General features: G+C 63.5%; 30 protein-coding genes. 1 reads left to right on the top strand and 29 read right to left on the bottom strand.

All coding sequences use genetic code 11. The features are described from left to right. Nucleotides 1-117: 117 nt before the first annotated feature. From secY to rpsL, 26 genes are all read right to left on the bottom strand, one after another. Nucleotides 118-1,449, bottom strand: coding sequence for a preprotein translocase subunit SecY (secY, locus tag AB5K84_RS19660; protein WP_011088135.1), 1,332 nt, complete (start codon nt 1,447-1,449; stop codon nt 118-120). A 148-nt stretch (nt 1,450-1,597) separates the two neighbouring features. After that, on the bottom strand, nt 1,598-2,083 hold the full coding sequence (gene rplO / locus AB5K84_RS19655; RefSeq protein WP_011088136.1) for a 50S ribosomal protein L15: 486 nt from the start codon (nt 2,081-2,083) through the stop codon (nt 1,598-1,600). A gap of 75 nt (nt 2,084-2,158) precedes the next feature. Next, a complete protein-coding gene (rpmD, locus tag AB5K84_RS19650; RefSeq protein ID WP_011088137.1) occupies nt 2,159-2,353 on the bottom strand; it encodes a 50S ribosomal protein L30 in 195 nt (64 codons plus the stop codon). 24 nt (nt 2,354-2,377) lie between these two features. Continuing rightward, on the bottom strand, nt 2,378-2,971 hold the full coding sequence (rpsE, locus tag AB5K84_RS19645; protein WP_008136332.1) for a 30S ribosomal protein S5: 594 nt from the start codon (nt 2,969-2,971) through the stop codon (nt 2,378-2,380). 44 nt (nt 2,972-3,015) lie between these two features. Further along, the gene (gene rplR / locus AB5K84_RS19640; protein ID WP_007603036.1) at nt 3,016-3,378 is read right to left on the bottom strand and encodes a 50S ribosomal protein L18; all 363 of its coding nucleotides are present in this window, start codon (nt 3,376-3,378) and stop codon (nt 3,016-3,018) included. 11 nt (nt 3,379-3,389) lie between these two features. Continuing rightward, nucleotides 3,390-3,923: a 50S ribosomal protein L6 gene (rplF, locus tag AB5K84_RS19635; protein ID WP_110116371.1), complete on the bottom strand. Its 534-nt coding sequence runs from the start codon at nt 3,921-3,923 to the stop codon at nt 3,390-3,392. Nucleotides 3,924-3,939: 16 nt separating this feature from the next. Next, complete coding sequence (rpsH, locus tag AB5K84_RS19630; RefSeq protein ID WP_011088139.1) at nt 3,940-4,338, bottom strand: 30S ribosomal protein S8; 399 nt, start codon at nt 4,336-4,338, stop codon at nt 3,940-3,942. A 14-nt stretch (nt 4,339-4,352) separates the two neighbouring features. Then, complete coding sequence (gene rpsN, locus AB5K84_RS19625; protein WP_011088140.1) at nt 4,353-4,658, bottom strand: 30S ribosomal protein S14; 306 nt, start codon at nt 4,656-4,658, stop codon at nt 4,353-4,355. Between the two features lie 46 nt (nt 4,659-4,704). Continuing rightward, a complete protein-coding gene (gene rplE / locus AB5K84_RS19620; RefSeq protein WP_011088141.1) occupies nt 4,705-5,262 on the bottom strand; it encodes a 50S ribosomal protein L5 in 558 nt (185 codons plus the stop codon). Continuing rightward, nucleotides 5,255-5,569 (bottom strand): 50S ribosomal protein L24, encoded by a 315-nt coding sequence (rplX, locus tag AB5K84_RS19615; RefSeq protein ID WP_011088142.1) that lies wholly within the window; start codon nt 5,567-5,569, stop codon nt 5,255-5,257. The genes rplE and rplX overlap by 8 nt, the downstream gene beginning before the upstream one ends. Further along, entirely contained in the window at nt 5,569-5,937 is a 369-nt protein-coding gene (gene rplN / locus AB5K84_RS19610) for a 50S ribosomal protein L14 (protein ID WP_007603030.1), read from the bottom strand. Before rplN ends, rplX begins: the two co-directional genes overlap by 1 nt. 84 nt (nt 5,938-6,021) lie before the next feature. Beyond that, nucleotides 6,022-6,270 (bottom strand): 30S ribosomal protein S17, encoded by a 249-nt coding sequence (gene rpsQ / locus AB5K84_RS19605; protein ID WP_011088143.1) that lies wholly within the window; start codon nt 6,268-6,270, stop codon nt 6,022-6,024. 13 nt (nt 6,271-6,283) lie between these two features. Beyond that, on the bottom strand, nt 6,284-6,490 hold the full coding sequence (gene rpmC / locus AB5K84_RS19600; protein WP_011088144.1) for a 50S ribosomal protein L29: 207 nt from the start codon (nt 6,488-6,490) through the stop codon (nt 6,284-6,286). Nucleotides 6,491-6,495: 5 nt separating this feature from the next. Beyond that, nucleotides 6,496-6,909, bottom strand: coding sequence for a 50S ribosomal protein L16 (rplP, locus tag AB5K84_RS19595; RefSeq protein WP_008549252.1), 414 nt, complete (start codon nt 6,907-6,909; stop codon nt 6,496-6,498). 30 nt (nt 6,910-6,939) lie between these two features. Further along, on the bottom strand, nt 6,940-7,665 hold the full coding sequence (rpsC, locus tag AB5K84_RS19590) for a 30S ribosomal protein S3 (RefSeq protein WP_011088146.1): 726 nt from the start codon (nt 7,663-7,665) through the stop codon (nt 6,940-6,942). Between the two features lie 18 nt (nt 7,666-7,683). Next, nucleotides 7,684-8,073, bottom strand: a complete 390-nt coding sequence (gene rplV, locus AB5K84_RS19585) for a 50S ribosomal protein L22 (RefSeq protein WP_011088147.1) — start codon at nt 8,071-8,073, stop codon at nt 7,684-7,686. A gap of 10 nt (nt 8,074-8,083) precedes the next feature. After that, entirely contained in the window at nt 8,084-8,362 is a 279-nt protein-coding gene (rpsS, locus tag AB5K84_RS19580; RefSeq protein ID WP_008136357.1) for a 30S ribosomal protein S19, read from the bottom strand. Between the two features lie 12 nt (nt 8,363-8,374). Further along, nucleotides 8,375-9,208 (bottom strand): 50S ribosomal protein L2, encoded by an 834-nt coding sequence (rplB, locus tag AB5K84_RS19575; protein WP_011088148.1) that lies wholly within the window; start codon nt 9,206-9,208, stop codon nt 8,375-8,377. Between the two features lie 12 nt (nt 9,209-9,220). Then, nucleotides 9,221-9,523: a 50S ribosomal protein L23 gene (locus AB5K84_RS19570; protein ID WP_011088149.1), complete on the bottom strand. Its 303-nt coding sequence runs from the start codon at nt 9,521-9,523 to the stop codon at nt 9,221-9,223. Then, nucleotides 9,520-10,140, bottom strand: coding sequence for a 50S ribosomal protein L4 (gene rplD, locus AB5K84_RS19565; protein WP_011088150.1), 621 nt, complete (start codon nt 10,138-10,140; stop codon nt 9,520-9,522). The genes AB5K84_RS19570 and rplD overlap by 4 nt, the downstream gene beginning before the upstream one ends. A gap of 1 nt (nt 10,141) precedes the next feature. Further along, on the bottom strand, nt 10,142-10,858 hold the full coding sequence (gene rplC / locus AB5K84_RS19560) for a 50S ribosomal protein L3 (RefSeq protein ID WP_011088151.1): 717 nt from the start codon (nt 10,856-10,858) through the stop codon (nt 10,142-10,144). 52 nt (nt 10,859-10,910) lie between these two features. Then, the gene (gene rpsJ / locus AB5K84_RS19555) at nt 10,911-11,219 is read right to left on the bottom strand and encodes a 30S ribosomal protein S10 (protein ID WP_002712302.1); all 309 of its coding nucleotides are present in this window, start codon (nt 11,217-11,219) and stop codon (nt 10,911-10,913) included. 81 nt (nt 11,220-11,300) lie between these two features. After that, nucleotides 11,301-12,491 (bottom strand): elongation factor Tu, encoded by a 1,191-nt coding sequence (tuf, locus tag AB5K84_RS19550; RefSeq protein WP_011088152.1) that lies wholly within the window; start codon nt 12,489-12,491, stop codon nt 11,301-11,303. A 40-nt stretch (nt 12,492-12,531) separates the two neighbouring features. Next, the gene (fusA, locus tag AB5K84_RS19545) at nt 12,532-14,604 is read right to left on the bottom strand and encodes an elongation factor G (RefSeq protein WP_110116372.1); all 2,073 of its coding nucleotides are present in this window, start codon (nt 14,602-14,604) and stop codon (nt 12,532-12,534) included. 33 nt (nt 14,605-14,637) lie between these two features. After that, a complete protein-coding gene (gene rpsG, locus AB5K84_RS19540; RefSeq protein WP_011088154.1) occupies nt 14,638-15,108 on the bottom strand; it encodes a 30S ribosomal protein S7 in 471 nt (156 codons plus the stop codon). 15 nt (nt 15,109-15,123) lie between these two features. Then, on the bottom strand, nt 15,124-15,495 hold the full coding sequence (rpsL, locus tag AB5K84_RS19535; RefSeq protein ID WP_007603006.1) for a 30S ribosomal protein S12: 372 nt from the start codon (nt 15,493-15,495) through the stop codon (nt 15,124-15,126). A gap of 687 nt (nt 15,496-16,182) precedes the next feature. Here rpsL and AB5K84_RS19530 point away from each other — a divergent pair. Then, a complete protein-coding gene (locus tag AB5K84_RS19530) occupies nt 16,183-17,430 on the top strand; it encodes an FAD-dependent oxidoreductase (protein WP_110116373.1) in 1,248 nt (415 codons plus the stop codon). On the opposite strand, the gene AB5K84_RS19525 is transcribed toward AB5K84_RS19530, so the two are convergent. The 3 genes from AB5K84_RS19525 to rpoC all read right to left on the bottom strand — a co-directional run bounded on the left by AB5K84_RS19525 (nt 17,349) and on the right by rpoC (nt 25,959). Then, nucleotides 17,349-19,376: an ABC transporter ATP-binding protein gene (locus AB5K84_RS19525; protein WP_110116374.1), complete on the bottom strand. Its 2,028-nt coding sequence runs from the start codon at nt 19,374-19,376 to the stop codon at nt 17,349-17,351. The two genes, AB5K84_RS19530 and AB5K84_RS19525, sit on opposite strands and share 82 nt — an antisense overlap. A gap of 133 nt (nt 19,377-19,509) precedes the next feature. Beyond that, nucleotides 19,510-21,570, bottom strand: coding sequence for an FAD-dependent oxidoreductase (locus AB5K84_RS19520; protein WP_110116375.1), 2,061 nt, complete (start codon nt 21,568-21,570; stop codon nt 19,510-19,512). A gap of 192 nt (nt 21,571-21,762) precedes the next feature. Continuing rightward, the gene (rpoC, locus tag AB5K84_RS19515) at nt 21,763-25,959 is read right to left on the bottom strand and encodes a DNA-directed RNA polymerase subunit beta' (RefSeq protein ID WP_028171390.1); all 4,197 of its coding nucleotides are present in this window, start codon (nt 25,957-25,959) and stop codon (nt 21,763-21,765) included. Between the last annotated feature and the right edge of the window lie 34 nt (nt 25,960-25,993).

Raw genomic sequence — 25,993 nt, 5'->3', positions numbered from 1 at the left:
AGAGCAGCTCCGCCGATGCGATCGAACGGCTGGCTGGTCGTCTCTGCGGGCGCCGCGCGTTGCTCTCGCGCGGGCGAATCGGCGGCGCAGTCGCGCCGCCTTCAGAGGACGCCGCGCTTAGCGGCGGCGACCGCGCAGCTTCGACTTCCGGATCAGGCCCTCGTACTGATGGGCCAGCAGATAGCCCTGCACCTGCGCCACCGTGTCCATGGTCACGCTGACCACGATCAGCAGCGAGGTACCGCCGAAGTAGAACGGCACCGAGGCGTAGGAGATCAGGATCTCGGGGATCAAGCAGACGATCGCCAGATAGATCGCGCCGAGCACGGTGATGCGCGACAGCACGTAGTCGATGTATTCCGCGGTGCGCTCGCCGGGGCGAATGCCCGGAATGAAGCCGCCGTGCTTCTTCAGATTGTCCGCGGTCTCGGTCGGGTTAAACACGATCGCGGTGTAGAAGAACGCGAAGAACACGATCAGCGCGAGATACATGATCAGGAACAGCGGACGGCCGTGGCCGAGCTGGGTGGTGATCCACTGGAACCATTCCGGCCCGCTGCCCGCATTGAAGTTCGCAACCGTGGTCGGCAGCAACAAGAGCGAAGACGCGAAGATCGGCGGAATCACGCCCGAGGTGTTGAGCTTGAGCGGCAGATGCGAGGACTGACCCTCGAACATCTTGTTGCCGACCTGGCGCTTCGGATACTGGATCAGCAGGCGGCGCTGCGCGCGCTCCATGAACACGATGAAGGCGATCACGGCGACCGCCATGATGATGACGACCAGGATCAGGCCGGTCGACATCGCACCCTGACGGCCGAGCTCGAGCATGTTGGCGAGCGCCGCGGGCAGCTCGGCGACGATGCCGGAGAGAATAATCAGCGAGATGCCGTTGCCGATGCCGCGCGAGGTGATCTGCTCGCCCAGCCACATCAGGAACATGGTGCCGCCGGTCAGCGTGATCGCCGTGGACAGGCGGAAGAACATGCCGGGGTCGCTGACGACGTTGCCGGCACCCTCAAGGCCCACCGCGATGCCGTAGGACTGGAACGCCGCCAGGATGACGGTCAGATAGCGGGTGTACTGGTTCAGCGTCTTGCGGCCGGCCTCGCCTTCCTTCTTCAGCGCCTCGAGCTGCGGCGAGACGGTGGTCAGGAGCTGGATGATGATCGAGGCCGAGATGTACGGCATGATGTTCAGCGCAAAGATCGCCATGCGGTGGATGCCGCCGCCGGCGAACATGTTGAACATGCCGAGGATGCCGCCCGCCTGGGAGCGGAACACCTGCTCCCAAATGTTGGGATCGATGCCCGGCAACGGGATGTAGGTCCCCAGCCGATAAACGAGCAATGCGCCCAGGGTGAACCAGATGCGCTTCTTCAGTTCGTCAGCCTTGGCAAACGCACCGAAATTGAGGTTGGCTGCCAGTTGTTCCGCTGCTGAGGCCATCTTGGACTTTCTCCCGCCGCCTGTTGCGCCGTCATGCCCGCGGCCGGGCTACTTTAGCGGACGCCGGACATTATCTGGGGCTCGGCATCGATAAGTCCACGTCCCGCATGCGTAAAGGCCCGCGAGCCGCGGGCCAATGACGCAGTTGTTACGCCGCCTCGCCTTCTTCCTTGGCAGGGGCGAGGATCTTCACCGAGCCGCCCGCCTTCTCGACCGCGGCAATCGCGGTCTTGGTGGCGCCGTGCACCTCTATGTTGAGCTTGGACTTGAGCTCGCCACGGCCGAGCAGCCGCAGGCCGCCCTTGGCGCGGCGCAGCACGCCGCCCTTCACCAGGGCCTCGACGTTCACGACGCTGCCGGCGTCGATCTTCTTGGCATCGACCGCTTCCTGGAGCCGGTCGAGATTGATCTCGGCGAACTCGACGCGGAAGATGTTGTTGAAGCCGCGCTTGGGCAGACGGCGATGCATCGGCATCTGGCCGCCTTCGAAACCCTTGATGCGCACGCCCGAACGCGCGGTCTGGCCCTTGCCGCCGCGGCCCGACTGCTTGCCCTTGCCCGAACCGATGCCGCGGCCGACGCGCATACGCTTTTTGCGCGAGCCGGCGTTGTCGGCGATATCGCTGAGCTTCATCGCCCTTCTCCTTGTGTCTTGCGCATGATCTTCACCGAAAACCGGCACCCGCTTTTCGGGATCATGCGCCTTTGCTTACTTCTCGTCGACGATGCGGACGAGATGGTGAACCTTCTCGATCATGCCGCGCACGGCCGGAGTGTCCGGCAGTTCGCTGGTGCGGCCGATCTTGTTGAGCTTGAGCCCGATCAGCGTCGAACGCTGCGAGTGATGGCGGCGGATCGCGCTGCCGGTCTGCTCGAGCTTGATCGTCTTTGCGGCCTTGGCCATTTGATCTACTCCGAAAAGCTTCCGTTAGTCGGCAGCCGCCTCGGCATCGCCGCCGATACGGCGCGACTGGAGGGTGGACACCTTGATATTGCGGCGGGCTGCGACCGAACGCGGCGAATCCTGGTGCTTCAGCGCGTCGAAGGTCGCGCGCACCATGTTGTACGGGTTCGAAGAGCCGATCGACTTCGCCACCACGTCCTGGACGCCAAGCGTCTCGAACACGGCGCGCATCGGGCCGCCGGCGATGATGCCGGTACCGGCCGGAGCGGCACGCAGGTAGACACGGCCCGCGCCATGACGGCCGGCGATGTCGTGATGCAGCGTGCGGCCCTCGCGCAGCGACACGCGGGTCAGGTTGCGCTTGGCGGACTCGGTTGCCTTGCGGATCGCCTCAGGCACTTCGCGCGCCTTGCCGTGACCGAAGCCGGCGCGGCCCTTCTGGTCGCCGATCACGACCAGCGCTGCGAAACCGAAGCGCTTGCCGCCCTTGACGACCTTGGCCACGCGGTTGATGTGGACGAGCTTGTCGACGAACTCGCTGTCGCGCTCCTCGCGCTCCTTGCGTTCGCGTCCGCCGCCGCGTTGATCGCGTCCACCACGTTGTTCGCGTTCTGCCATTTTTCCAATCCTTCAGAGGCTTACGCCTCAATCCTCAAATTCTGTTAGAAGCTCAGCCCGCTCTCACGCGCCGCATCGGCAAGAGCCTTGACGCGCCCGTGATAGAGATAGCTGCCGCGATCGAACACGACTTCCTTGACGCCCTTCTCGGCGGCGCGCTCGGCCAGCAGCTTGCCGACCGCCTTCGCCGCATCGATGTCGGCGCCGGTCTTGCCGCCGTCGCGCATCGACTTCTCGAGCGAGGAGGCGGAGGCCAGCGTCTCGCCCTTCAGATCGTCGATGACCTGGGCGTAGATGTGCTTGGACGAGCGGAACACCGACAGACGCGGACGGCCACCACCGGAGCGGCGCAGCTTCAGCCGCACACTCCGCTTGCGCCGGGCATTCGTAACCTTGGCTTTCGACATGACCGGCTCCGTTACTTCTTCTTGCCTTCCTTGCGGAAGATGAATTCGCCAACATACTTCACGCCCTTGCCCTTGTAGGGCTCCGGCGGGCGGTATGAGCGGATTTCGGCCGCGACCTGGCCGACGCGTTGAATGTCGCTGCCCGTCACCGTGATTTCGGTCGGCTTCGGCACCGTGATCGTGATCCCTTCGGGGATCGTGTAGATCACGTCGTGGCTGTAGCCGAGCGCGAGCTGCAGGTTCTTGCCCTGCATCGCGGCGCGGTAGCCGACGCCGGTGATCTCGAGCTTCTTCTCGAAGCCCTTGGTGACGCCTTCGACCAGATTCGCGACCTGGGCGCGAGCGGTACCGTACAGGGCCCGCGCGCGGTTGGTCTCGACCCGCGGGTTCACCTTGATCTGGCCGCTCTCGAGCTTCACCTCGACGTCGTCATGGACGACGAACTGAAGCTGGCCCTTGGGCCCCTTCATCTTGACGGTCTGCCCGTCGACGGTCGCGGTAACACCCGACGGAACCGGCACAGGCCTTTTGCCAACACGTGACATGGATCAAAAATCCTTCTCAGAACACCGTGAAGAGGACTTCACCGCCCACATTCGCGTCGCGCGCGCTGTGGTCGGCCATGATCCCCTTCGGCGTCGACAACACCGAAATGCCGAGCCCGTTGTTGACCCGCGGCAGGTTCTTCACCGAGGCGTAAACACGACGCCCGGGCTTGGAAACACGTTCGATCTCGCGGATGACGGGCTCGCCGTCGAAATACTTCAGCTCGATCTCGATCTCGCTGCGGCCCGAGGAGTGCTCGACCGTGGCATAGCCGCGGATGTAGCCCTCGCTCTTGAGCACCTCGAGCACGTTCTCGCGCATCCGCGAGCCCGGCGTGGAGACCTTGGTCTTGGAGCGCATCTGCGCGTTGCGGATGCGGGTGATCAGATCGCTGATTGGATCGTGCGTAGACATCTAAACGACCCTCCTTACCAGCTCGACTTCACGAGGCCCGGGACCATGCCCTTGGAGCCAAGTTCGCGCAGCGCGATACGGGACAGCTTGTTCTTGCGGTAGTTCGAGCGCGGACGCCCCGACAGCTCGCAACGAAGACGCACGCGGGTCGCCGACGAATTGCGCGGCATCTCGGCGAGCTTCAGGGTCGCGGCGAACCGCTCCTCCATCGGCAACGTCTTGTCGGCGATGATCGCCTTCAACCGCTCGCGCTTCGGGGCGGCGTTCTTCACCATCCGCTTGCGCCGGTTGTTCTTCTCGATTGAACTCTTCTTTGCCATGCTTGGCTCCTGGGTATCCGCGTTTGAGAGGCTTTAGGTCAGCGTCTCACTGCCGGAACGGGAAATTGAAAGCGGTCAACAAGGCCCTCGCCTCTTCGTCGGTCTTGGCCGTGGTGCAGACGGTGATGTCCATACCGCGGGCTTCCGTGACCTTGTCGAAGTCGATCTCGGGGAAAATGATGTGCTCCTTGATGCCGAGCGAGTAGTTGCCGCGGCCGTCGAAGCTCTTCGGGTTCAGGCCGCGGAAGTCGCGGACGCGCGGCAGCGCGACCGTGACCAGGCGGTCGATGAACTCGTACATGCGAGCCTTGCGCAGCGTGACCTTACAGCCGATCGGCTGGTTCTCACGCAGCTTGAAGGTCGCGATCGCGATGCGCGAATAGGTCACGATTGCCTTCTGGCCGGCGATCTGGGTCAGCTCGGCAGCGGCGGTCTCGGCCTTCTTGCGATCGTTGACGGAATCGCCAACGCCCATGTTCAGCACGACCTTGTCCAGGCGCGGAACCTGCATGACGTTCTCGTAACCGAACTTCTCGGTCATCGCCGTGCGGATCTTCGCATCGTATTCCGCGCGCAGGCGCGGCGTGTAAGCAGCCTCAGCCATCGATCTCAGCTCCCGAGCTCTTGGCGATGCGGACCTTCTTGCCGTCCGCCAGAATCTTGAATCCGACGCGGGTCGGCTTTCCGTCCTTGCCGACATACGCGATGTTGGACAGTTGGATCGGCGCCTCTTTCGAGATGATGCCGCCCTCCTGGGCCTGCGTCTGCTTCTGGTGACGCTTGACCATGTTGATGCCGCGCACGAGCGCCGTACCGGCGTCGGGGCGAACCTCGAACACTTCGCCGGTGCGACCCTTGTCGCGACCGGTCAGCACGACGACCTTGTCGCCCTTGCGGATCTTCGCAGCCATCACAGCACCTCCGGCGCGAGGGAAATGATCTTCATGTGATTCTTGGCGCGCAGCTCGCGCGGCACGGGCCCGAAGATACGGGTGCCGACCGGCTCGGACTGGTTGTTGATCAGCACGGCGGCGTTGCGGTCGAAGCGGATGACCGAACCGTCGGCGCGGCGGATGTCCTTGCGGACGCGCACCACGACGGCCTTCATCACGTCGCCCTTCTTCACCTTGCCACGCGGAATCGCTTCCTTGATCGAGACGACGATGATGTCGCCGATCGTGGCGTAGCGGCGCTTGGAGCCCCCGAGCACCTTGATACACATGACACGGCGTGCGCCAGAATTGTCGGCCACGTCGAGGTTGGTCTGCATCTGAATCATTGATGCACCTCGTCCTCTTCTCTCTTGCGCCAGCCCAGCCGGCGCTCAACATTTCCCTGAAGACAGTCGGCTAAAGCCAACAGATCAGGCGCTTTTCTTGTGTTCGCCCCGGATCACGACCCAGCGCTTCAACTTCGAAATCGGCTTCGATTCCTCGATCCAAACCATGTCGCCCGGCTTGAACTCGTTGTTCTCGTCGTGCGCGTGGTAGTTCTTCGAACGGCGGATCGTCTTCTTGTAGATCGGGTGCGTGAAGCGGCGATCGACGCGCACAACGACCGTCTTGGCTGTCTTGTCGCTGACGACCACGCCCTGCAAAGTACGTTTCGGCATCTTCGTAAGCCTCTTACTTCTTCTTCGCGCGCGTCTGCGCGGCGACGGTCTTGATCCGGGCGATGTCGCGGCGAGCCTCGCGCAGGCGCGAGGTGTTCTCGAGCTGCCCGGTGGCGCGCTGGAAGCGCAGGTTGAAGCGCTCCTTCTTCAGGTTCAGGATGGCGTCATCCTGCTGGTCGGGGCTCATCGCGCGGATGTCTTCGATCTTCATCTGGGCCATGGCCATTACTCCGCAATGCGCTCGACGAAGCGCGTCTTGATCGGCAGCTTGGCGGCCGCCAGGGTCAGCGCCTCACGCGCCGTCTGGGTGTTGACGCCGTCGATCTCGAACAGCACCCGGCCCGGCTTGACGCGCGCCACCCACAGTTCCGGCGAACCCTTGCCGGAACCCATGCGGACTTCGGCCGGCTTCTTCGACACCGGAAGGTCGGGGAACACGCGGATCCAGACGCGGCCGGCGCGCTTCATGTGACGGGTCAGCGCGCGGCGAGCGGCTTCGATCTGGCGCGCGGTGACGCGCTCAGGCTCGGTCGCCTTCAGGCCGTACTGGCCGAACGCCAACGTCGCGCCCGAAGACGCAACGCCGTGGATGCGGCCCTTATGCGCCTTCCGGAACTTCGTTTTCTTAGGTTGCATCATGGCTTTAAGCCCTCAAATTCCTGTGCTGGCTCAGACCGCAGCGTTGTCGCGGCGCTGACGGCCACCACGATCACCACCGCCGCCGGTCTCGCCTTCGGCCATTCTCTTGTCCTGGGCCATCGGATCGTGCTCGAGGATCTCGCCCTTGAAGATCCAGACCTTGACGCCGCAGGTGCCGAAGGTCGTGAACGCGGTCGCAACGCCGTAGTCGATGTCGGCGCGCAGCGTGTGCAGCGGCACGCGACCTTCGCGGTACCACTCCATGCGCGCGATTTCCGCACCGCCCAGACGTCCCGAGCAGTTGATGCGGATGCCTTCCGCGCCGAGACGCATCGCCGACTGCACGGCGCGCTTCATGGCACGGCGGAACGCCACGCGGCGCTCCAGCTGCTGCGCGATCGACTCGGCCACCAGCGTCGCATCGAGCTCCGGCTTGCGGATCTCGACGATGTTGATGACGACATCGGACGAGGTGATGTCCGCGACCCGCTTGCGCAGCTTGTCGATGTCGGCGCCCTTCTTGCCGATCACCACGCCCGGACGGGCCGAGTGGATGGTGACGCGGCACTTCTTGTGCGGACGCTCGATCACGATGCGGGCGACGGCCGCCTGCTTGAGCTCCTTGTGCAGGATCTCACGGATCTTGACGTCCTCGTGCAGCAGCTTGCCGTATTCCTGCTTGCCGGCGAACCAGCGGGAATCCCAGGTCCGGTTGATGCCGAGACGCAGACCGATCGGATTGATCTTTTGACCCATCGTTTTCTCCTGCGACCCTTAAGCCGCTGCTGCTTCGGCTTCGACCTGACGAACAATGATCGTCAGCTGCGAAAATGGTTTGTAGACACGGCCCGAGCGGCCACGGCCGCGGGCGGCAAAGCGCTTCATCACGAGGCCGTTGCCGACGAAAGCCTGCGCCACGACGAGATCGTCAACATCGAGGTCGTGGTTGTTCTCGGCATTGGCGATAGCCGATTCCAGGCACTTCTTCACGTCAACCGCGATCCGCTTGCGCGAAAACTGCAGGTCGGCGAGCGCAGCAGCCGCCTTCCGGCCGCGAATGAGCTGGGCGACCAGGTTGAGCTTCTGCGGGCTCACCCGCAGCATCCGGGCGACCGCCTTGGCCTCGTTCTCGGCGAGGCTCCGTTCGCGCTTAGGTTTGCTCATCGTTTAATCCTCAAGCCTTCTTGGCTTTCTTGTCACCGGAGTGGCCATGGAAGGTCCGGGTCGGCGAGAACTCGCCGAACTTGTGACCGACCATTTCCTCGTTGACGGCCACCGGCACGTGCTTCTGACCGTTGTAGACGCCGAAGGTCAGACCGACGAACTGCGGCAGGATCGTCGAACGACGGCTCCAGATCTTGATGACGTCGTGACGGCCGGACGCGCGCGCGGCATCTGCCTTCTTGAGCAGAGAACCCTCGACGAACGGGCCTTTCCAGACTGAACGAACCATGTCCGGCGTTCCTTACTTCTTCCGCTTGTGGCGGCTTAGGAGAATGAATTTGTTGGTCGACTTGTTGGAGCGGGTCTTCTTGCCCTTGGTCGGCTTGCCCCACGGAGTAACCGGGTGGCGACCGCCCGAGGTACGACCTTCACCACCGCCGTGCGGATGGTCGATCGGGTTCATCGAAACACCGCGGTTGTGCGGCTTGCGACCCAGCCAACGGTTGCGGCCGGCCTTGCCGATCGAGGTGTTCATGTGATCAGGGTTCGACACCGCGCCGATCGTGCCGCGGCAACGGCCGTGCACCAGGCGCTGCTCACCCGAGTTCAGGCGGATGATGACGTAGTCCTGGTCGCGACCGACGAGCTGGGCGTAGGTGCCCGCGGAACGGGCGAGCTGGCCGCCCTTCCCGATCTTGACCTCGATGTTGTGGATGATCGTGCCGACCGGCATGTTGCCGAGCGGCATGACGTTGCCCGGCTTCACGTCGACATAGTTGCCGGCCACCACGGAATCGCCGACCGCAAGGCGCTGCGGCGCCAGGATATAGGCCTGGGTGCCGTCTTCGTACTTGACCAGTGCGATGAACGCAGTGCGGTTCGGATCGTATTCCAGCCGCTCGACGGTCGCGGGCGCATCGACCTTGTCGCGCTTGAAGTCGACGATGCGCAGGGTCTGCTTGTGACCGCCGCCGCGGAAGCGCACGGTGATGCGACCGGTATTGTTGCGACCGCCGGAGGAATGCTTGCCTTCGGTGAGCGCCTTGACCGGCTTGCCCTTGTACAGGGCCGAACGATCGACCATGACCAGCTGGCGCTGGCCCGGCGTCGTGGGATTGAATGTCTTCAGTGCCATCGTCGTACGACCTTACAGACCGGTGGTGACGTCGATCCGGTGACCCTCTTCGAGGGTCACGATCGCGCGCTTGGTGTTCGACTGCGAGCCGAGGTTGCCGCGGAAGACCTTGGTCTTGCCCTTGCGGACCAGCGTGTTGACGCTCTTGACCTTGACGTCGAACAGCTTCTCGATCGCTTCCTTGATCTGCGGCTTGGTCGCCTTCGCGGCCACCTTGAACAGGACCTTGTTGTGCTCGGACGCCAGCGTCGCCTTTTCGGTGACGACCGGAGCAACGATCACGTCGTAGTGGCGAGGCTCAATGTTCTTCGTCATTTGAAGCGCGCCTCCAGCGCATCGATGGCGGCCTTGGTCAGAACGAGCTTCTGACGGCGCAGGATGTCATAGACGTTGATGCCCTGGATCGGCAGCACGTCCATGTTCGGGATGTTGCGAGCCGCGGCGGCAAAGCCGTTGTTGAGCTCGGCGCCGTCGATGATCAGCGCGTTGGTCAAGCCCAGACCCGAGAAGTGACCGAGCAGCGCCTTGGTCTTGGCGGCTTCCAGCGCGGCCTTGTCGATCACCAGCAGATCACCGTCCTTGGCCTTGGCCGACAGCGCATGCTTGAGAGCCAGCGCGCGGACCTTCTTCGGCAGGTCGGTGGCGTGCGAACGCACCACCGGACCGAAGGCGCGGCCACCGCCCCGGAACTGCGGCACGCGGGCCGAGCCGTGACGAGCACCGCCGGTGCCCTTCTGCTTGTACATCTTCTTGCCGGTGCGCCAGATCTCGGCGCGGCCCTTGGCCTTGTGGGTGCCGGCCTGACGCTTGTTGAGCTGCCACTGCACGCAACGCGCAATGATGTCCTGGCGCGGCTCGAGGCCGAAAATGGCGTCGGAAAGCTGGACCGAGCCGGCTTCCTTACCTTCGAGGGTGGTGACCTTCAATTCCATCTCACGCACCCTCCTGCTGGGCCGCAGCCTCGGCTTCGCCACCCGCAACCTTGAACTTGCCGGGCTTCGGAGCTTCCTTCGGCAGCGGCTTCTTGACGGCGTCGCGCACGCGGATCCAGCCGCCCTTGGAGCCGGGAACGGCGCCTTCGACGAGGATCAGGCCGCGCTCGACATCCAGCTGAACGACTCGAAGGTTGAGCGTGGTGATGCGGTCGACACCCATGTGGCCGGGCATCTTCTTGTTCTTCCAGGTCTTGCCGGGATCCTGACGACCACCGGTCGAACCGATCGAACGGTGCGAGATCGACACACCGTGCGTGGCGCGCAGACCGCCGAAGTTCCAACGCTTCATGCCGCCGGCGAAGCCCTTACCGACCGAGGTGCCGGTGACGTCGACGAACTGGCCGACGACGAAATGATCGGCCTGGATCTCGGCGCCGACCGGGATCATGGCATCCGCGGTGACGCGGAATTCCTCGACCCGGCGCTTCGGCTCGACCTTGGCGACCGCGAACTGGCCGCGCTCCGCCTTGGGCATGTAAACGGTCTTGCGGCTGCCAGAACCGAGCTGGAGCGCGACGTAACCGTTCTTCTCTTCGGTACGGTGGCCTACGACCTGGCAATTGCCGAGCTTCAGCACGGTCACGGGGATATGTTCGCCGGCCTCCGTGAAGACCCGCGTCATCCCGACCTTTTGTGCGATCACTCCGGAGCGCATCGGCTTGCTTCCTGTTCTTTCTGTCCGCTTACGCGAACGGGATCCAAAAATCTTAGAGCTTGATCTCGACGTCGACACCGGCGGCCAGATCGAGCTTCATCAAAGCATCGACGGTCTGCGGGGTCGGATCGACGATGTCGAGCAGGCGCTTGTGAGTGCGCATCTCGAACTGTTCGCGGCTCTTCTTGTCGACGTGGGGCGAACGGTTGACGGTGAACTTCTCGATGCGGGTGGGCAGCGGAATGGGTCCGCGGACCTGCGCGCCGGTGCGCTTCGCCGTGTTCACGATCTCGCGGGTCGACGTATCGAGGATACGATGGTCGAACGCCTTGAGACGGATACGAATGTTTTGGCCGTTCATTGCCGTGGTCTCTCTTCAGTGGGTGGCGAATAGCGAATAGCGAATGTCACCATTCGCTACTCGCCGATCCCTATTCTCGTATTACTCGATGATCGAGGCGACGACGCCGGCGCCGACGGTACGACCGCCCTCGCGGATCGCGAAGCGGAGCTTCTCTTCCATCGCGATCGGCACAATCAGGTGCACTTCCATCGCGATGTTGTCGCCCGGCATCACCATCTCGGTACCTTCCGGCAGATGCACGACACCGGTCACGTCGGTGGTGCGGAAGTAGAACTGCGGACGGTAGTTGGTGAAGAACGGGGTGTGGCGACCGCCCTCTTCCTTGGTGAGGATGTAGGCCTCAGCCTTGAACTTGGTGTGCGGCTTGACCGAACCCGGCTTCGCCAGCACCTGGCCGCGCTCGACGTCCTCGCGCTTGGTGCCGCGGAGCAGAGCGCCGATGTTGTCGCCGGCCTGGCCCTGATCGAGCAGCTTGCGGAACATTTCGACGCCGGTGACGGTGGTCTTCTGGGTCGCACGCAGACCGACGATCTCGATTTCCTCGCCGACCTTGACGATGCCGCGCTCGACACGGCCGGTCACCACGGTGCCGCGGCCCGAGATCGAGAACACGTCTTCAACCGGCATCAGGAACGGCTGGTCGATCGGACGCTCCGGCTGCGGGATGTACTCGTCGACGTTGCGCATCAGCTCGAGGATGGCGTCGTGGCCGAGCTTCTTGTCCGAATCTTCGAGAGCGGCGAGCGCCGAGCCCTTGATGATCGGGATCTTGTCGCCCGGGAATTCGTACTTCGAGAGCAGTTCGCGGACTTCGAGCTCGACGAGCTCGAGCAGCTCGGGATCGTCGACCATGTCGCACTTGTTGAGGAACACGACGAGCGCGGGCACGCCGACCTGGCGGGCGAGCAGGATGTGCTCGCGGGTCTGCGGCATCGGGCCGTCAGCGGCCGACACGACCAGGATCGCACCGTCCATCTGGGCGGCGCCGGTGATCATGTTCTTCACGTAGTCGGCGTGGCCGGGGCAGTCGACGTGGGCGTAGTGGCGGTTCTTGGTCTCGTACTCGACGTGCGCGGTCGAGATCGTGATGCCGCGCGCCTTCTCTTCCGGCGCCTTGTCGATCTGGTCGTACGCGGTGAACGTCGCACCGCCGGTCTCGGCGAGGATCTTGGTGATCGCCGCGGTCAGCGACGTCTTGCCATGGTCGACGTGACCGATGGTGCCGATGTTGCAGTGCGGCTTGTTACGTTCAAACTTTGCTTTGGCCATTTGACTCTCCGTTCAATCGTCAGCTTGAGACCGACGACAATCAGGCAAACTTCTTTTGGACTTCTGCCGACACGTTGGCCGGCGCTTCTGCGTAGTGATCGAACTGCATGGTGAAGGTTGCGCGACCCTGGCTCATCGAGCGCAGGTTATTCACGTAACCGAACATGTTCATGAGCGGCACCATCGCGTTGATGACGTTGGCGTTGCCGCGCATGTCTTGACCCTGGATCTGACCGCGCCGGGAATTCAGGTCGCCGATGACCGAGCCGGTATAGTCTTCCGGGGTCACCACTTCGACCTTCATGATCGGCTCGAGCAGCACGGACTTGCCCTTCTGCAAGGCTTCGCGGAATGCCGCGCGCGATGCGATTTCGAAGGCGAGCGCCGACGAGTCGACGTCGTGGTACTTGCCGTCAACGAGCTGAACCTTGACGTCGACCACGGGGAAGCCCGCAACGACACCCGAGCTCATCACGCTGTTGAGGCCCTTTTCGACGCCGGGGATGTATTCCTTCGGAACCGCACCGCCAACGATCTTGGACTCGAACTCATAGCCCTTGCCGGGCTCGTTCGGCTCGACCACGATCGACACTTCCGCGAACTGACCGGTACCGCCGGTCTGCTTCTTGTGGGTGTACTTGACCTCGGCCTTCTTGGTGACGCGCTCACGGAAAGCAACCTGCGGCGCGCCGATGTTGGCGTCGACCTTGTAGGTGCGCTTGAGGATGTCGACCTTGATGTCGAGATGGAGTTCGCCCATGCCCTTGAGGATGGTCTGGCCGGACTCCTGGTCGGTCGACACGCGGAAGGACGGATCCTCCGCCGCGAGCTTGGCCAGCGCCACGCCCAGCTTTTCCTGGTCGGCCTTGGACTTCGGCTCGATCGCGATCTCGATGACCGGCTCGGGGAATTCCATCTTCTCCAGGATCACCTGCTTGTCGGGATCGCACAGCGTGTCACCGGTGCGCGCTTCCTTCAGGCCGGCCAGGGCGACGATGTCGCCGGCATAGGCTTCCTTGATGTCTTCGCGGTTGTTCGCATGCATCAGCAGCATGCGCCCGATGCGCTCCTTCTTCTCGCGGGTCGAGTTCACGACGCCGGTGCCGCTCTGCAGAATGCCGGAGTAGATGCGGCAGAAGGTGATGGTGCCGACGAACGGGTCGTCCATGATCTTGAACGCGAGCAGCGCGAGCGGCTCCTTGTCGTCGGCCTTGCGCACGACCTCGTTGCCGCGGTCGTCGGTGCCCTTGATCGCGGGCACGTCGATCGGCGACGGCAGGTAGTCGACGACGGCGTCGAGCAGCGGCTGCACGCCCTTGTTCTTGAAGGCCGAGCCGCACAGCACGGGATAGAACGCGCCGGTCAGCACCGCCTTGCGGATCAGGCGCTTCAGGGTCGCTTCGTCCGGCTCGTTGCCGTCGAGGAAGGCGGCCAATGCGTCGTCGTCGAGCTCGACGGCGGCTTCCACCATCTTCTCGCGGTATTCCTTGGCCTGCTCGACGAGGTCTTCCGGGATGTCGACGTAGTCGAACTTGGCGCCGAGCGATTCATCGTTCCAGACGATGCCCTTCATCTTCACGAGGTCGACGAGACCCTTGAAGTTGTTCTCGGCACCGATCGGAAGCTGGATCGCGATCGGCTTGGCGCCGAGGCGGTCAACGATGTCGGCCAGACACTTGAAGAAGTCGGCGCCGGTCTTGTCCATCTTGTTGGCGAAGACGATGCGCGGAACCTTGTACTTGTCGCCCTGGCGCCAGACGGTCTCGGTCTGGGGCTCGACGCCCTGGTTCGAGTCCAGCACGCAAACGGCGCCGTCGAGCACGCGCAGCGAACGCTCGACTTCGATGGTGAAGTCGACGTGGCCGGGAGTGTCGATGATGTTCAGGCGCTTGCCGGCCCAGAAGGCGGTGGTCGCAGCCGAGGTGATCGTGATGCCACGCTCCTGCTCCTGCTCCATCCAGTCCATCGTCGCGGCACCTTCGTGCACTTCGCCGATCTTATGGCTCTTGCCGGTGTAATAGAGGATGCGCTCGGTCGTCGTGGTCTTGCCGGCGTCGATATGCGCCATGATACCGAAATTACGGTAGTCCTCGATGGCATGTTGGCGGGGCATAGGTCGTTCCTTGCGAGTCCGAGTGTGTCGCCGTTACCAGCGATAGTGCGAGAAGGCGCGGTTGGCTTCCGCCATCCGGTGCACGTCTTCACGCTTCTTGACGGCGTTCCCCCGGTTATTCGATGCGTCCAAGAGCTCCGCCGAGAGCCGCTCGGTCATCGTCTTCTCGTTGCGCTCGCGCGCGGCCGAGATCAGCCAGCGAATGCCCAGGGCCTGCCGGCGGGTCGAACGAACCTCGACCGGAACCTGGTAGGTCGCGCCGCCGACGCGGCGGGAGCGAACCTCGATCGTCGGCATGACGTTCTCGAGCGCCTGCTCGAACACGCCGAGCGGGTTCTGCTTGGTCTTGGTTTCGATGATACCGAGTGCACCGTAGACGATGCCTTCGGCGACCGACTTCTTGCCGGCGTACATCACCGAGTTCATGAACTTCGTGATCACGATGTTCCCGAACTTCGGATCCGGGAGAACTTCGCGCTTTTCCGCTGAGTGGCGACGAGACATGGACGTGGTTCCCGCTTACTTCGGACGCTTGGCGCCGTACTTCGAACGACGCTGCTTACGGTTCTTGACGCCCTGGGTATCCAGAACGCCGCGGAGGATGTGGTAGCGCACGCCGGGCAAGTCCTTGACGCGGCCGCCGCGGATCATGACCACCGAGTGCTCCTGGAGGTTATGGCCCTCGCCGGGGATGTAGCCGATCACCTCGAAGCCGTTGGTCAGGCGCACCTTGGCAACCTTACGAAGCGCCGAGTTCGGCTTCTTCGGGGTCGTGGTGTAGACGCGGGTGCAAACACCACGCTTCTGAGGCGACTGCTGCAGCGCCGGCACCTTCTTGCGCGACTTCTGCACTTCCCGCGGTTGAGCGATCAGCTGGTTGATCGTCGGCATCCTGGCCTTACCCTTTGTTCTGCCGCGGCCCCTTCCGGGCCCGCTGTCTTGCCGCGGCCCGTTGCCGGAACCGCAAATTCGTTTCGAGCCACCCGCTCGATGGGCCCGCCTTCCGCGGAACAATCCGCACAAAGCGAAATTGCGCCAACCGCTCCATCACCGAGCGGAAAGCGTTACGACGCCACAGAGGACCGCAGTTTCCGGGTCAATCAGCGTAAAGCTGTGGCCCGCGCACCGAGGTCATGCATCCGAATTCGATCTCAAGAGAACAAGCTCAAGAGAACTAGAATCGCACTGGCATTGCCTAGCTATGATCGACAGCGTTTGAGCGGCATTCGTCGAGGTTGGTGCCCGTCTTCAACGACCCCTTGTGGATCTAATCCTTGGGGATCAACGGGTGGCCCGTTCCGACGTTGGCGATGCTCACCGCCTGTCGTTAAGTGAGGCGCTTTCTATAAGTGGGAATCGATCAAGTCAAGGCGAAACGACAGTCACAAAGCGCTTCTCGCGCCTATGGAATTCGCCCGTTTGCCGCCCTCACCGCGCTTCCACGATGTGGGAACGACGAGCCCATTCCGCTAGCCCTAGATCCATTTGTGCCCGGGTGAAATATACTTTTATAACCCGCGCTAAGGCTTTTTTTCCTGTTGATGCGTCAAACTGCCGCCTTCGGCGGGGATTGGCGCCATGCGGTACACCGACATTGCCATTATCGGCGGGGGATTGTCCGGCTCAACCGCCGCCGCAATGCTCGGCCGCGCCGGCATTTCGACGGTGCTGATCGATCCGCATGAGAGCTATCCGGCGGACTTTCGAGTCGAAAAACTCAGCGGTCACGTGCAAGTCGAGCGATTCCTGAAGACCGGAATCGCAGAATCAGTGCTGCGCCGCGCGACCTTCGCCGGTGAGAACTGGATCGCCCGATTCGGCCGCCTGCTCGACAAGGCGCCGAGCCGGCAGTTCAACATCCTCTACGATTCGCTGGTCAACGCCGTCCGCGACGAAATCCCCGCCACCGTCGAGCGCGTCTGCGTCAAGGCCCTGGCGGTCGAGACCAGTCCGGAGCGGCAGAGGATCACGCTCGCCAACGGCGAGACGATCTCGGCCCGCCTGGTCGTGCTCGCCAACGGCCTGAACGTCGGCCTGCGCCACCAGCTCGGCATCGCCCGCAAGGTCGTCAGCGCCTGCCATTCGATCTCGATCGGGTTCGACGTGATGCCGGCAGGTCGGAATTCGTTCGACTTCCCGGCGCTGACCTATTTCTCGGAGCGGCCGAGCGACCGCACCCCCTACATCTCGCTGTTTCCGGTCGGCACGCGGATGCGCGCCAATCTGTTCGTCTACCGAAGCTTCGACGATCCCTGGCTGCGCGAGCTGCGCCGTGCACCCGCTGAGACGCTGGACGCCACCCTGCCCCGGCTCAAGCGCATCACCGGCGCGTTCGACATCCCCGGTGAGCTGAAGGTCCGCCCGGTCGATCTCTACGTGAACGACCCTCGCGGTCAGCCCGGAATCGTGCTGGTCGGGGATGCCTTCGCGACCTCGTGCCCCGTCGCCGGCACCGGCTGCGACAAGGTCTTCACCGACGTCGAGCGGCTCTGCAACGTCTACATCCCGCAGTGGCTTTCCTCCGACGGGATGAATGCGGCCAAGATCGCCGGCTTCTACGCCGATCCGGTCAAGCAAGCTTGCGATCAATGGTCGGCGGCGAAGGCGTTCGACTTCCGCTCAGTCTCGATCGCGACGAGCCCTTACTGGACGGCGCAGCGCTGGGCGCGCTTCATCGCCTGGTCGGCTCAAGGGCTGCTGCGGCCGCTTGGAGGAGCGTTCCATCTGGAGCCGAACTTCCTCGGTCACTCCTCCTCGTCGTCCTCGTCCTCATCACCCTCGAGGTCGTCTTCATCCTCGTCATCGTCGCTGTCGTCGTCGGCCTGAGCCACAGCGCCATGCGGCTGGTGGATCTGGTCGTTCCACAGCTTGCGATAGGTACCGTTCCTGGCGAGCAGCTCGGCATGCGACCCGCGCTCGATCGCCCTGCCCCCTGAAATCACGATGATCTCGTCCATCTCGACCACCGAGGTCAGGCGGTGGGTCGACCAGATCATGGTGCGGCCCTTGGCGACCTTGAGCAGCGTGCGGTTGATCGCGGCCTCCGTGGTCTGGTCGAGCGCCGAGGTGGCTTCGTCCAGCAGCAGCACGGACGGGTTGCGGATGATCGCGCGCGCGATCGCGATGCGCTGGCGCTGGCCGCCCGACAGAGTATCGCCGCGCTCGCCGACCGGCGTGTCGTAGCGTTGCGGCAGGCTCATGATGTAGCGATGGATCTCGGCCTTCTTGGCCGCCTCCTCCACCTCCGCGTCGGTCGCGCCCTCCTTGCCGAGCCGGATGTTCTCGCGGATCGACATGTTGAACAGCATGTTCTCCTGGAACACTACCGCCATGCTCCGGCGTAGCGAATCCAGCGTCACCTTGCGGACGTCGACGCCGTCGATGGTGACGCGCCCCTCGTCGGGCACGTAGAGCCGCAGGATCAGGTTGAGCAGCGTGCTCTTGCCGGAGCCCGAGGGGCCGACGATGGCGATGCTCTTGCCGACATTGAGCTTGAGGCTGAGATTGTCCAGCACCGGCGTCTGGCTGCCTTCGTACTGGAAGGTGACGCGGTCGAAGGTGATGTCGTGGGTAATGCGCGGCAGATCGGGCGCGCCGGCACGATCGGCCCCGCGCGTCGGCTCGTCGAGCAGCTCCTGGATGTGCCGGATCGCGGCGGCCGAGGAGATCGACACCGGGATGAAATGCATCACATGGGCGATGTTGTAGGAGACCTCCCAGAACGCGCTCTCGAAGGTGACGAAGGTGCCGATGGTGATCTGGCCCTTGGTCGCCAGATACGCACCGATTGCCAGCACAACGAGATGCAGGAGCAGCACCGAGATGGTGACCGTCCGCTCCACCATGGTCGACAGGAACGCGGCTGAGGCGATCCTGTTGCGGGTTTCGTCGTTGCGGAAGGTAAAGAAGCCGAACATCCGGCGTTGCAGGCTGAACGCCTTGATCACGGCCTGCGCCGCCACGTTCTCCTGCACCATGCCGAGCAGCGCGGATTCATTGAGCTTCTGCTCGTAATTGGCCTGCACCGCCTTCGGCGTGAGCATGCGCGGCCCGATCAGCGTGATCGGAAAGACCAAGAGCGCGACCACCGCGAGCTGCCAGTTCAGGAACACCATCAGGATGATGCCGGCGAACAACTCCAGGAACGGCAGCGCCGCGCTGTTGGCGAAGGTCTTGACCGAGCCCTCGAAGGCCGCGAGGTCGACGGAAAAGCGCGACAGGATCTCGCCGCGCTTGGTGCGGCCGAAATAGGCCGCCGGCAGGTCCTGGACGTGCTCGAACAGGTGCTTGCGGACGTCGGAGATGATGCAGGCCGCGAGCCGCGCATCCCAGCGCTCATACCAGACCGCCACGATCGAGGTGAAGATGCCGGCGGCCGCGAGCACGCCGAGGATCTTGTACAGCGCCTGGAAATCCTCCTCGCCGAGCGCGTCGTCGATCAGGAACTTCAGGCTGAGCGGCATGATGACGTTGAACAGCGTCTCGACGACGACGCCGAACGCCACGAACGACAGCATCCGCTTGTAGTTGGCCAGATAGGGCTTGACGAAACCCAGGATGGTGGCGAGCGCGCCGGCGGCCTCGCGCGCGGTAAAGACGACGAGGTCCTCGTCCTCGTCGTCGTCATCGAGCTCCAGCTCGTCATCCTCCTCGCCTTCGTCGTCCTCGTCGTCTTCGAGGTCCGGCTTGGCGGTGGGGGCAAGCTTGTCGAGCTCGGCCGCCTCTTCCACGGGGGGCTTCTGTTTGTCGGGAGAAGGAGGCTTGGACGCCATGAAACCAACGGATGCTGACGGCCGGCATGACCGCAGAGAAAGCAGGAAATAGCGGCAACCGCTATTGCACTGATTCTATGCGATCAGAATGAATTCGGCAAAGCAATTGGCGAATCCGGTCCGATCCTTGCGGCTAGTCGTCGTCCTCGTTTTCGACCTTGTCGAAGAAGGAATAGCGCAGACTGTCGGCGTCGGCGTACCACTGGCCCGGCCCCTTGTTAGCGGCGAGCGTCGCCTCCCAGAGCGCATCGGTGCAGTCCTTGCGGTGCATCGACAGATCGAAGCCATTGCCGAAGAACAGTTCGGACCATTCCCACCAGGTACCGAGCTTCTTGACCCCGCGCAGGAGGTCGTAGCGGTCGATCACGGCCGAGGCCATGTCCGAGGTGATCGAGCCGAACACGAGGCCGGTCTTGACGACGCGGTTGAGCTCGCGGATCGCGCGGACCACCTGCTTCGGGGAAACGTGGCAAAGACTGGTCTCGAACACGAAGTCGAAGGCGCCGTCCTTGAACGGCATGTCGGTGATCGAGCCGAGCTTGTTGTATTTCTTCAGCGCCTTGGGCGTTTTGGCGTGGATGGCGCGGTTGTTCTCGATGCCGAAGGCATCGATGCCGCGCTCGCGCAGCGCGCCGACCAGCTCGCCACTGGCCGAGCCCGCGATCAGCAGCTTCGCGCCCTTGGCCTTGCCCCAGACGATACCGATCAGCTTGGTGAGGTAATCGGGATCGGTGAAATGGCGCCATGCCTCGCTATAGGGGCCGAGGCCGCGATAGTTCTCGAAATAGTCGCGATCGATCCTGTCGGAGAGCGGCTTGTCGTCCTGCGCGCGCTCGCGGCGCAGGCGCATCATCTCGGTGAGGATAATGTCGGTCGCCGCGTCCGAGGAGTCGAGCAAGCCGTTCAGCGTCGAGTCGAACAGATAGTCGCCGACCACGACGATGCCGGGATGCTCCTTCGGCTCGGGCCGGTGGTTGGTCATGACGTCGCGCACCGGCAGGCCGCCGGGAATCGCGTTCACCGACGACAGCCAGCGGTGGATCTTGCCTTCCATGAAATGCGCGCGCGCATCGCCGAGCGAGGCCGGCAGCGATTTCAGCGCGGCGTCGATCAACTCCTGGTCCGACAGGTTGGCGAAGGCCAGCGCGTCGGAGCCGGGAATGAGCCAGTTCAACACGCCGTGCTTGCCGACGTCGTGGCGCGCGCCCTCATTGTAGACGCAGCAACCGCCGAAGGCCTCCGACATGAACCAGGCGCCGGCAATCTTGTCGCCCCAGAACGGCGTGTCGAACAGGATCGAGACGCGCAGATAATGCGCCGGACGGTCGAAATACGAGACGTGCTTGACCATCGACTTGCGGAGCTGCTCGCCTTCCCAGCCCATGGTCGCGAGCCAGGAATGCGGCAGGCAGACCAGCACGAGATCGAAATCGCGCGTCTCCGGCCCCTTGCCGTTCATCATCTTGAGCTGGTAGCGGCCGGTCGGCGCCTTGCCGACGGCGAGCACGCGGTGATTGAGCTGGATGTCGGCATTGACCTCCGACTGCAGGCACTCGATCAACTGCTCGTTGCCGTTCTGGATCGAATAGAGGCCGATATAGCCGTCGACATCCATCAGGTAGTTCTTGAGCGCGTTGAGGCCATTGGTGTTGTGGCTCTCGGTCGCGATGTCGGAGCGCGCCATCACCTTGAAGAAGCGCTTTGCGGTCTCGTCCTCGACCTCCTCGTCGAGCACCTGCTCGGCGGTCTTGTAGGCCCAGGGATTCTCGTTGTCGTGCGCGCCGACGCCCTCGTAATATTCGATCGGCGACATCGCCTCGGTGCAGCGCTTGCGGAACGCCTCGATCGCGGCCGCGGTCTTGGCGCCATATTTGCGGCGCATGCCCGGCACGTCGTTCAGCAGCTCGCCGCCGAACTGCACCTGCTCGGCATCCATCGGAATGGTCTGAAGCCCGAAATGCTGGATCAGCTCGCGCAGCGGATCCGGACCGGTCATCGAGTAGTCGTAGATCTCGGCAACGCCGGCCTCGTACATCGCCGGCGCCGAATCGAATTTGCGGGTGACGATCTTGCCGCCGAGCCGATCGGACGCCTCGTAGATGGTGACGCGGCAGAGGTCGCCGAGCTTACGCTTCAGATACCAGGCGCTCATCAGCCCGCCGGGGCCGCCGCCTACGATTGCGAGATCAAGCATGTGAGTTCCGTGGTCTCCGGCCCTGCCCCCGTCACGGGACCACCGGTCTAAACTCCCCTAGCAGAAGCGCTTTTACGCCTGAAGGAAAGATGAACAAAGGTTGATCCTGCACCGCAACAGGGAAACAAAGCAGCAAAAAGGCCGGCTTGCGCCGGCCTTTTCATTGTCCTCGGTATTCCTACGGATGAACGATCATTCCGCAGGCGGCAGCGCAGGAAGCTCCGCTTCCGGCGCCGGCGACACGACGGCCGCCTGCTTCTCGCGCTCGTCCAGGATCAGCTTGTCGCGCTTCATCGCGACTTCGCGGATCTTGGCCATGGAGGCGCCGGTGCCCGCCGGGATCAACCGGCCGACGATGACGTTCTCCTTGAGGCCTTCGAGCGGATCGACCTTGCCGTTGACCGCCGCTTCCGTGAGGACGCGGGTGGTCTCCTGGAACGAGGCCGCCGAGAAGAAGGAGCGGGTCTGGAGGCTCGCCTTGGTGATGCCGAGCAAAACCGGCGTACCCGTGGCGATCTTCTTGCCCTCTTCCTTGGCCTTCTCGTTGAGCGCGTCGAACTCGATCTTGTCGACCTGCTCGCCGGAGATCATGTCCGTGTCGCCCTGGTCGGTGACTTCCACCTTCTGGAGCATCTGACGGACAATCACCTCGATGTGCTTGTCGTTGATGAGCACGCCCTGGAGCCGGTAGACCTCCTGGATCTCGTTGACCAGATAGGCCGCGAGTTCCTCGATGCCCTTGACCGCCAGGATGTCGTGCGGCGCCGGGTTGCCTTCCACGATGAAGTCGCCCTTTTCGACGACGTCGCCGTCCTGAAGGTGGATGTGCTTGCCCTTCGGGATCAGGTACTCGCGCGGTTCGTCGGTCTTGTCCATCGGCTCGATCGAGATGCGACGCTTGTTCTTGTAGTCGCGCCCGAACCGGATGGTGCCCGCGATTTCGGCGATGATCGCCGCATCCTTCGGACGACGTGCCTCGAACAGTTCCGCCACCCGCGGCAGACCGCCGGTGATGTCACGCGTCTTGGCGCTTTCGGTCGAGACACGGGCGAGGATGTCGCCCGGCGCAACCTTGGCCCCGATATCGACCGAGAGAATGGCGTCGACCGACAGCATGTAGCGGGCATCGCCGCCACGGGCGAGCTTGAGCACCTTGCCGTCCTTGCCCTTGACCACGATGGCCGGACGCAGGTCCGAGCCGCCGCGGGTCGAGCGCCAGTCGATGACCACGCGCTTGGCAATGCCGGTGGCTTCGTCGAGCGTTTCCGAGATCGACTGCCCCTCGACCAGATCCTCGAAGCCGATGGTACCTTCGACTTCGGTGAGCAGCGGACGGGTGTAGGGATCCCACTCGACGATGCGCTGGCCACGCTTGACCATGTCACCCTCGTCGACGTGCAGGCGCGAGCCGTACTGGATACGGTGCGTCGCGCGCTCGGTGCCGTCGGCATCGACGATCGCCACCACCATGTTGCGCACCATCGCGATCAGGTGGCCTTCGCTGTTGCGGGCGATGGCCTTGTTCCGGATCACGATCTTGCCGTCGAAGTTGGATTCGACGAACGACTGCTCGTTGAGCTGCGCCGCACCACCGATGTGGAAGGTGCGCATGGTGAGCTGGGTGCCCGGCTCGCCGATCGACTGCGCCGCGATGACGCCGACCGCTTCGCCGTGGTTGACCGGCGTGCCGCGGGCGAGGTCGCGGCCGTAGCACTTGCCGCAGATGCCGTTGACGAGTTCGCAGGTCAGTGCCGAGCGGATCTTCACCTCCTGGACGCCACCCTGGTGGATGGCATCGAGGTGGCTCTCTTCCATCAGCGTACCGCGCTTGATGATCACCTTGCCCGAGCTGTCACGCACGTCTTCGCAGGCCGTGCGTCCGAGGATGCGCGAGCCGAGCGAAGCGACCACGGTGCCGGCATCGACGATGGCGCGCATCTTGATGCCGAGCTTGGTGCCGCAGTCGTCCTGCGTGATGATGCAGTCCTGCGCAACGTCGACGAGACGACGGGTCAGGTAGCCCGAGTTCGCGGTCTTCAACGCGGTGTCCGCGAGGCCCTTGCGGGCGCCGTGGGTCGAGTTGAAGTACTCGAGCACCGAGAGGCCTTCCTTGAAGTTCGAGATGATCGGCGTCTCGATGATCTCACCCGACGGCTTGGCCATCAGGCCGCGCATGCCGGCGAGCTGGCGCATCTGGGCCGGCGAACCGCGGGCGCCGGAGTGAGCCATCATGTAGATCGAGTTGATGTCGGCATCGGCTCCGCTCGCCGTCTTCTTGGTGGCGGAGATCTCCTTCATCATCGCCTTGGCGATTTCTTCCGTGGCCTTCGACCAGGCGTCGACGACCTTGTTGTACTTCTCGCCATGGGTGATCAGGCCGTCGTTGTACTGCTGCTCGAAGTCCTTCGCCAGCGTACGGGTGGTGTCGACGATCTTCCACTTGCCGTGCGGCACGACCATGTCGTCCTTGCCGAACGAGATGCCGGCCTTGAACGCGTTGTAGAAGCCGAGCGCCATGATGCGGTCGCAGAAGATCACCGTCTCCTTTTGGCCGCAGTGACGATAGACCTGGTCGATCACACCCGAGATCTCGCGCTTGGTCATCAGCTTGTTGATGATCTCGTACGAAATCCGCGGGTTCTTCGGCAGCAGGTTGCCGAGCATGACGCGGCCCGCGGTGGTCTCGATCCAGCGCGTCGAGACCTTGCCGGTCTCGTCCATGCCCTGCCACCGGTACTTGATCTTGGTGTGGAGGTGGATGACCTTCGCGTGCAGCGCGTGCTCGAGCTCGGCCATGTCGCCGAAGATCTTGCCCTCGCCGGGCAGGCCTTCGCGCATGATCGAGACGTAGTAGAGACCGAGCACGATGTCCTGCGACGGCACGATGATCGGCTGGCCGTTCGCGGGATGCAGGATGTTGTTGGTCGACATCATCAGGACGCGCGCTTCCAGCTGCGCTTCAAGCGACAGCGGAACGTGCACGGCCATCTGGTCGCCGTCGAAGTCGGCGTTGAACGCGGCGCAGACCAGCGGATGCAGCTGGATCGCCTTGCCCTCGATCAGCACGGGCTCGAACGCCTGAATGCCGAGACGATGCAGCGTCGGCGCGCGGTTGAGCAGCACCGGATGCTCGCGGATCACCTCGTCCAGGATGTCCCAGACCTCGGGCCGCTCCTTCTCGACCAGCTTCTTGGCCTGCTTCACGGTGGTGGACAGGCCCTTGGCGTCAAGCCGCGAATAGATGAACGGCTTGAACAGCTCGAGCGCCATCTTCTTCGGCAGGCCGCACTGATGCAGGCGCAGCTCGGGACCGACCACGATCACCGAACGGCCCGAATAGTCGACGCGCTTGCCGAGCAGGTTCTGGCGGAAGCGGCCCTGCTTGCCCTTGAGCATGTCGGCGAGCGACTTCAGCGGGCGCTTGTTGGCGCCCGTGATGACGCGGCCGCGGCGGCCGTTGTCGAACAGAGCATCGACCGCTTCCTGAAGCATGCGCTTCTCGTTGCGGATGATGATGTCGGGCGCGCGCAGCTCCATCAGCCGCTTCAAGCGGTTGTTGCGGTTGATGACGCGGCGGTAGAGGTCGTTGAGGTCCGAGGTCGCGAAGCGGCCGCCGTCCAGCGGCACCAGCGGACGCAGGTCCGGCGGGATCACCGGAACCACGGTCATGATCATCCATTCCGGCTTGTTGCCGGAGTGGCGGAACGCTTCGACGATCTTCAGGCGCTTGGCGAGCTTCTTGTGCTTGATGTCGGAGTCGGTCTCCTGCATCTCGACGCGCAAGGAGGCCTCGAGCTTCTCGAGGTCCATGCCCTTGAGCAGCTCGCGGATCGCTTCGGCGCCGATCATGGCGGTGAAGGAATCCTGGCCGTACTCGTCCTGCGCCTTCAGATACTCGTCTTCCGACAGCAGCTGACGGTCCTTCAGCGCGGTGAGGCCCGGCTCCAGCACGACGTAGTATTCGAAGTAGAGGATCCGCTCGAGATCCTTCAGCGTCATGTCGAGCAGGAGGCCGATGCGCGAGGGCAGCGACTTCAGGAACCAGATGTGGGCGACCGGGGCTGCGAGCTCGATATGGCCCATGCGCTCGCGCCGCACGCGCGACAGCGTGACCTCGACCGAGCACTTCTCGCAGATGATGCCCTTGTACTTCATGCGCTTGTACTTGCCGCACAAGCACTCGTAGTCCTTGATCGGCCCGAAGATGCGGGCGCAGAACAGGCCGTCGCGCTCGGGCTTGAAGGTACGGTAGTTGATGGTCTCCGGCTTCTTGATCTCGCCGTAGGACCAGGACAGAATCTTCTCTGGAGACGCGATCGAGATCCGGATCTGGTCGAAGACCTGAGCCGGAGTCGTCGGATTGAAGAGATTCATAATTTCTTGGTTCATCGTCTTCTCCTCGCGTGCCGGTCGCCTCCGGCCG

This window comes from Bradyrhizobium sp. 1200_D9_N1_1 (assembly GCF_052075915.1).
GTDB classification, from domain to species: Bacteria; Pseudomonadota; Alphaproteobacteria; order Rhizobiales; family Xanthobacteraceae; genus Bradyrhizobium; species Bradyrhizobium diazoefficiens.
The sequence above is the reverse complement of the archived record's forward strand: the minus strand, read 5'-3'. Positions and strand labels throughout refer to the sequence as shown.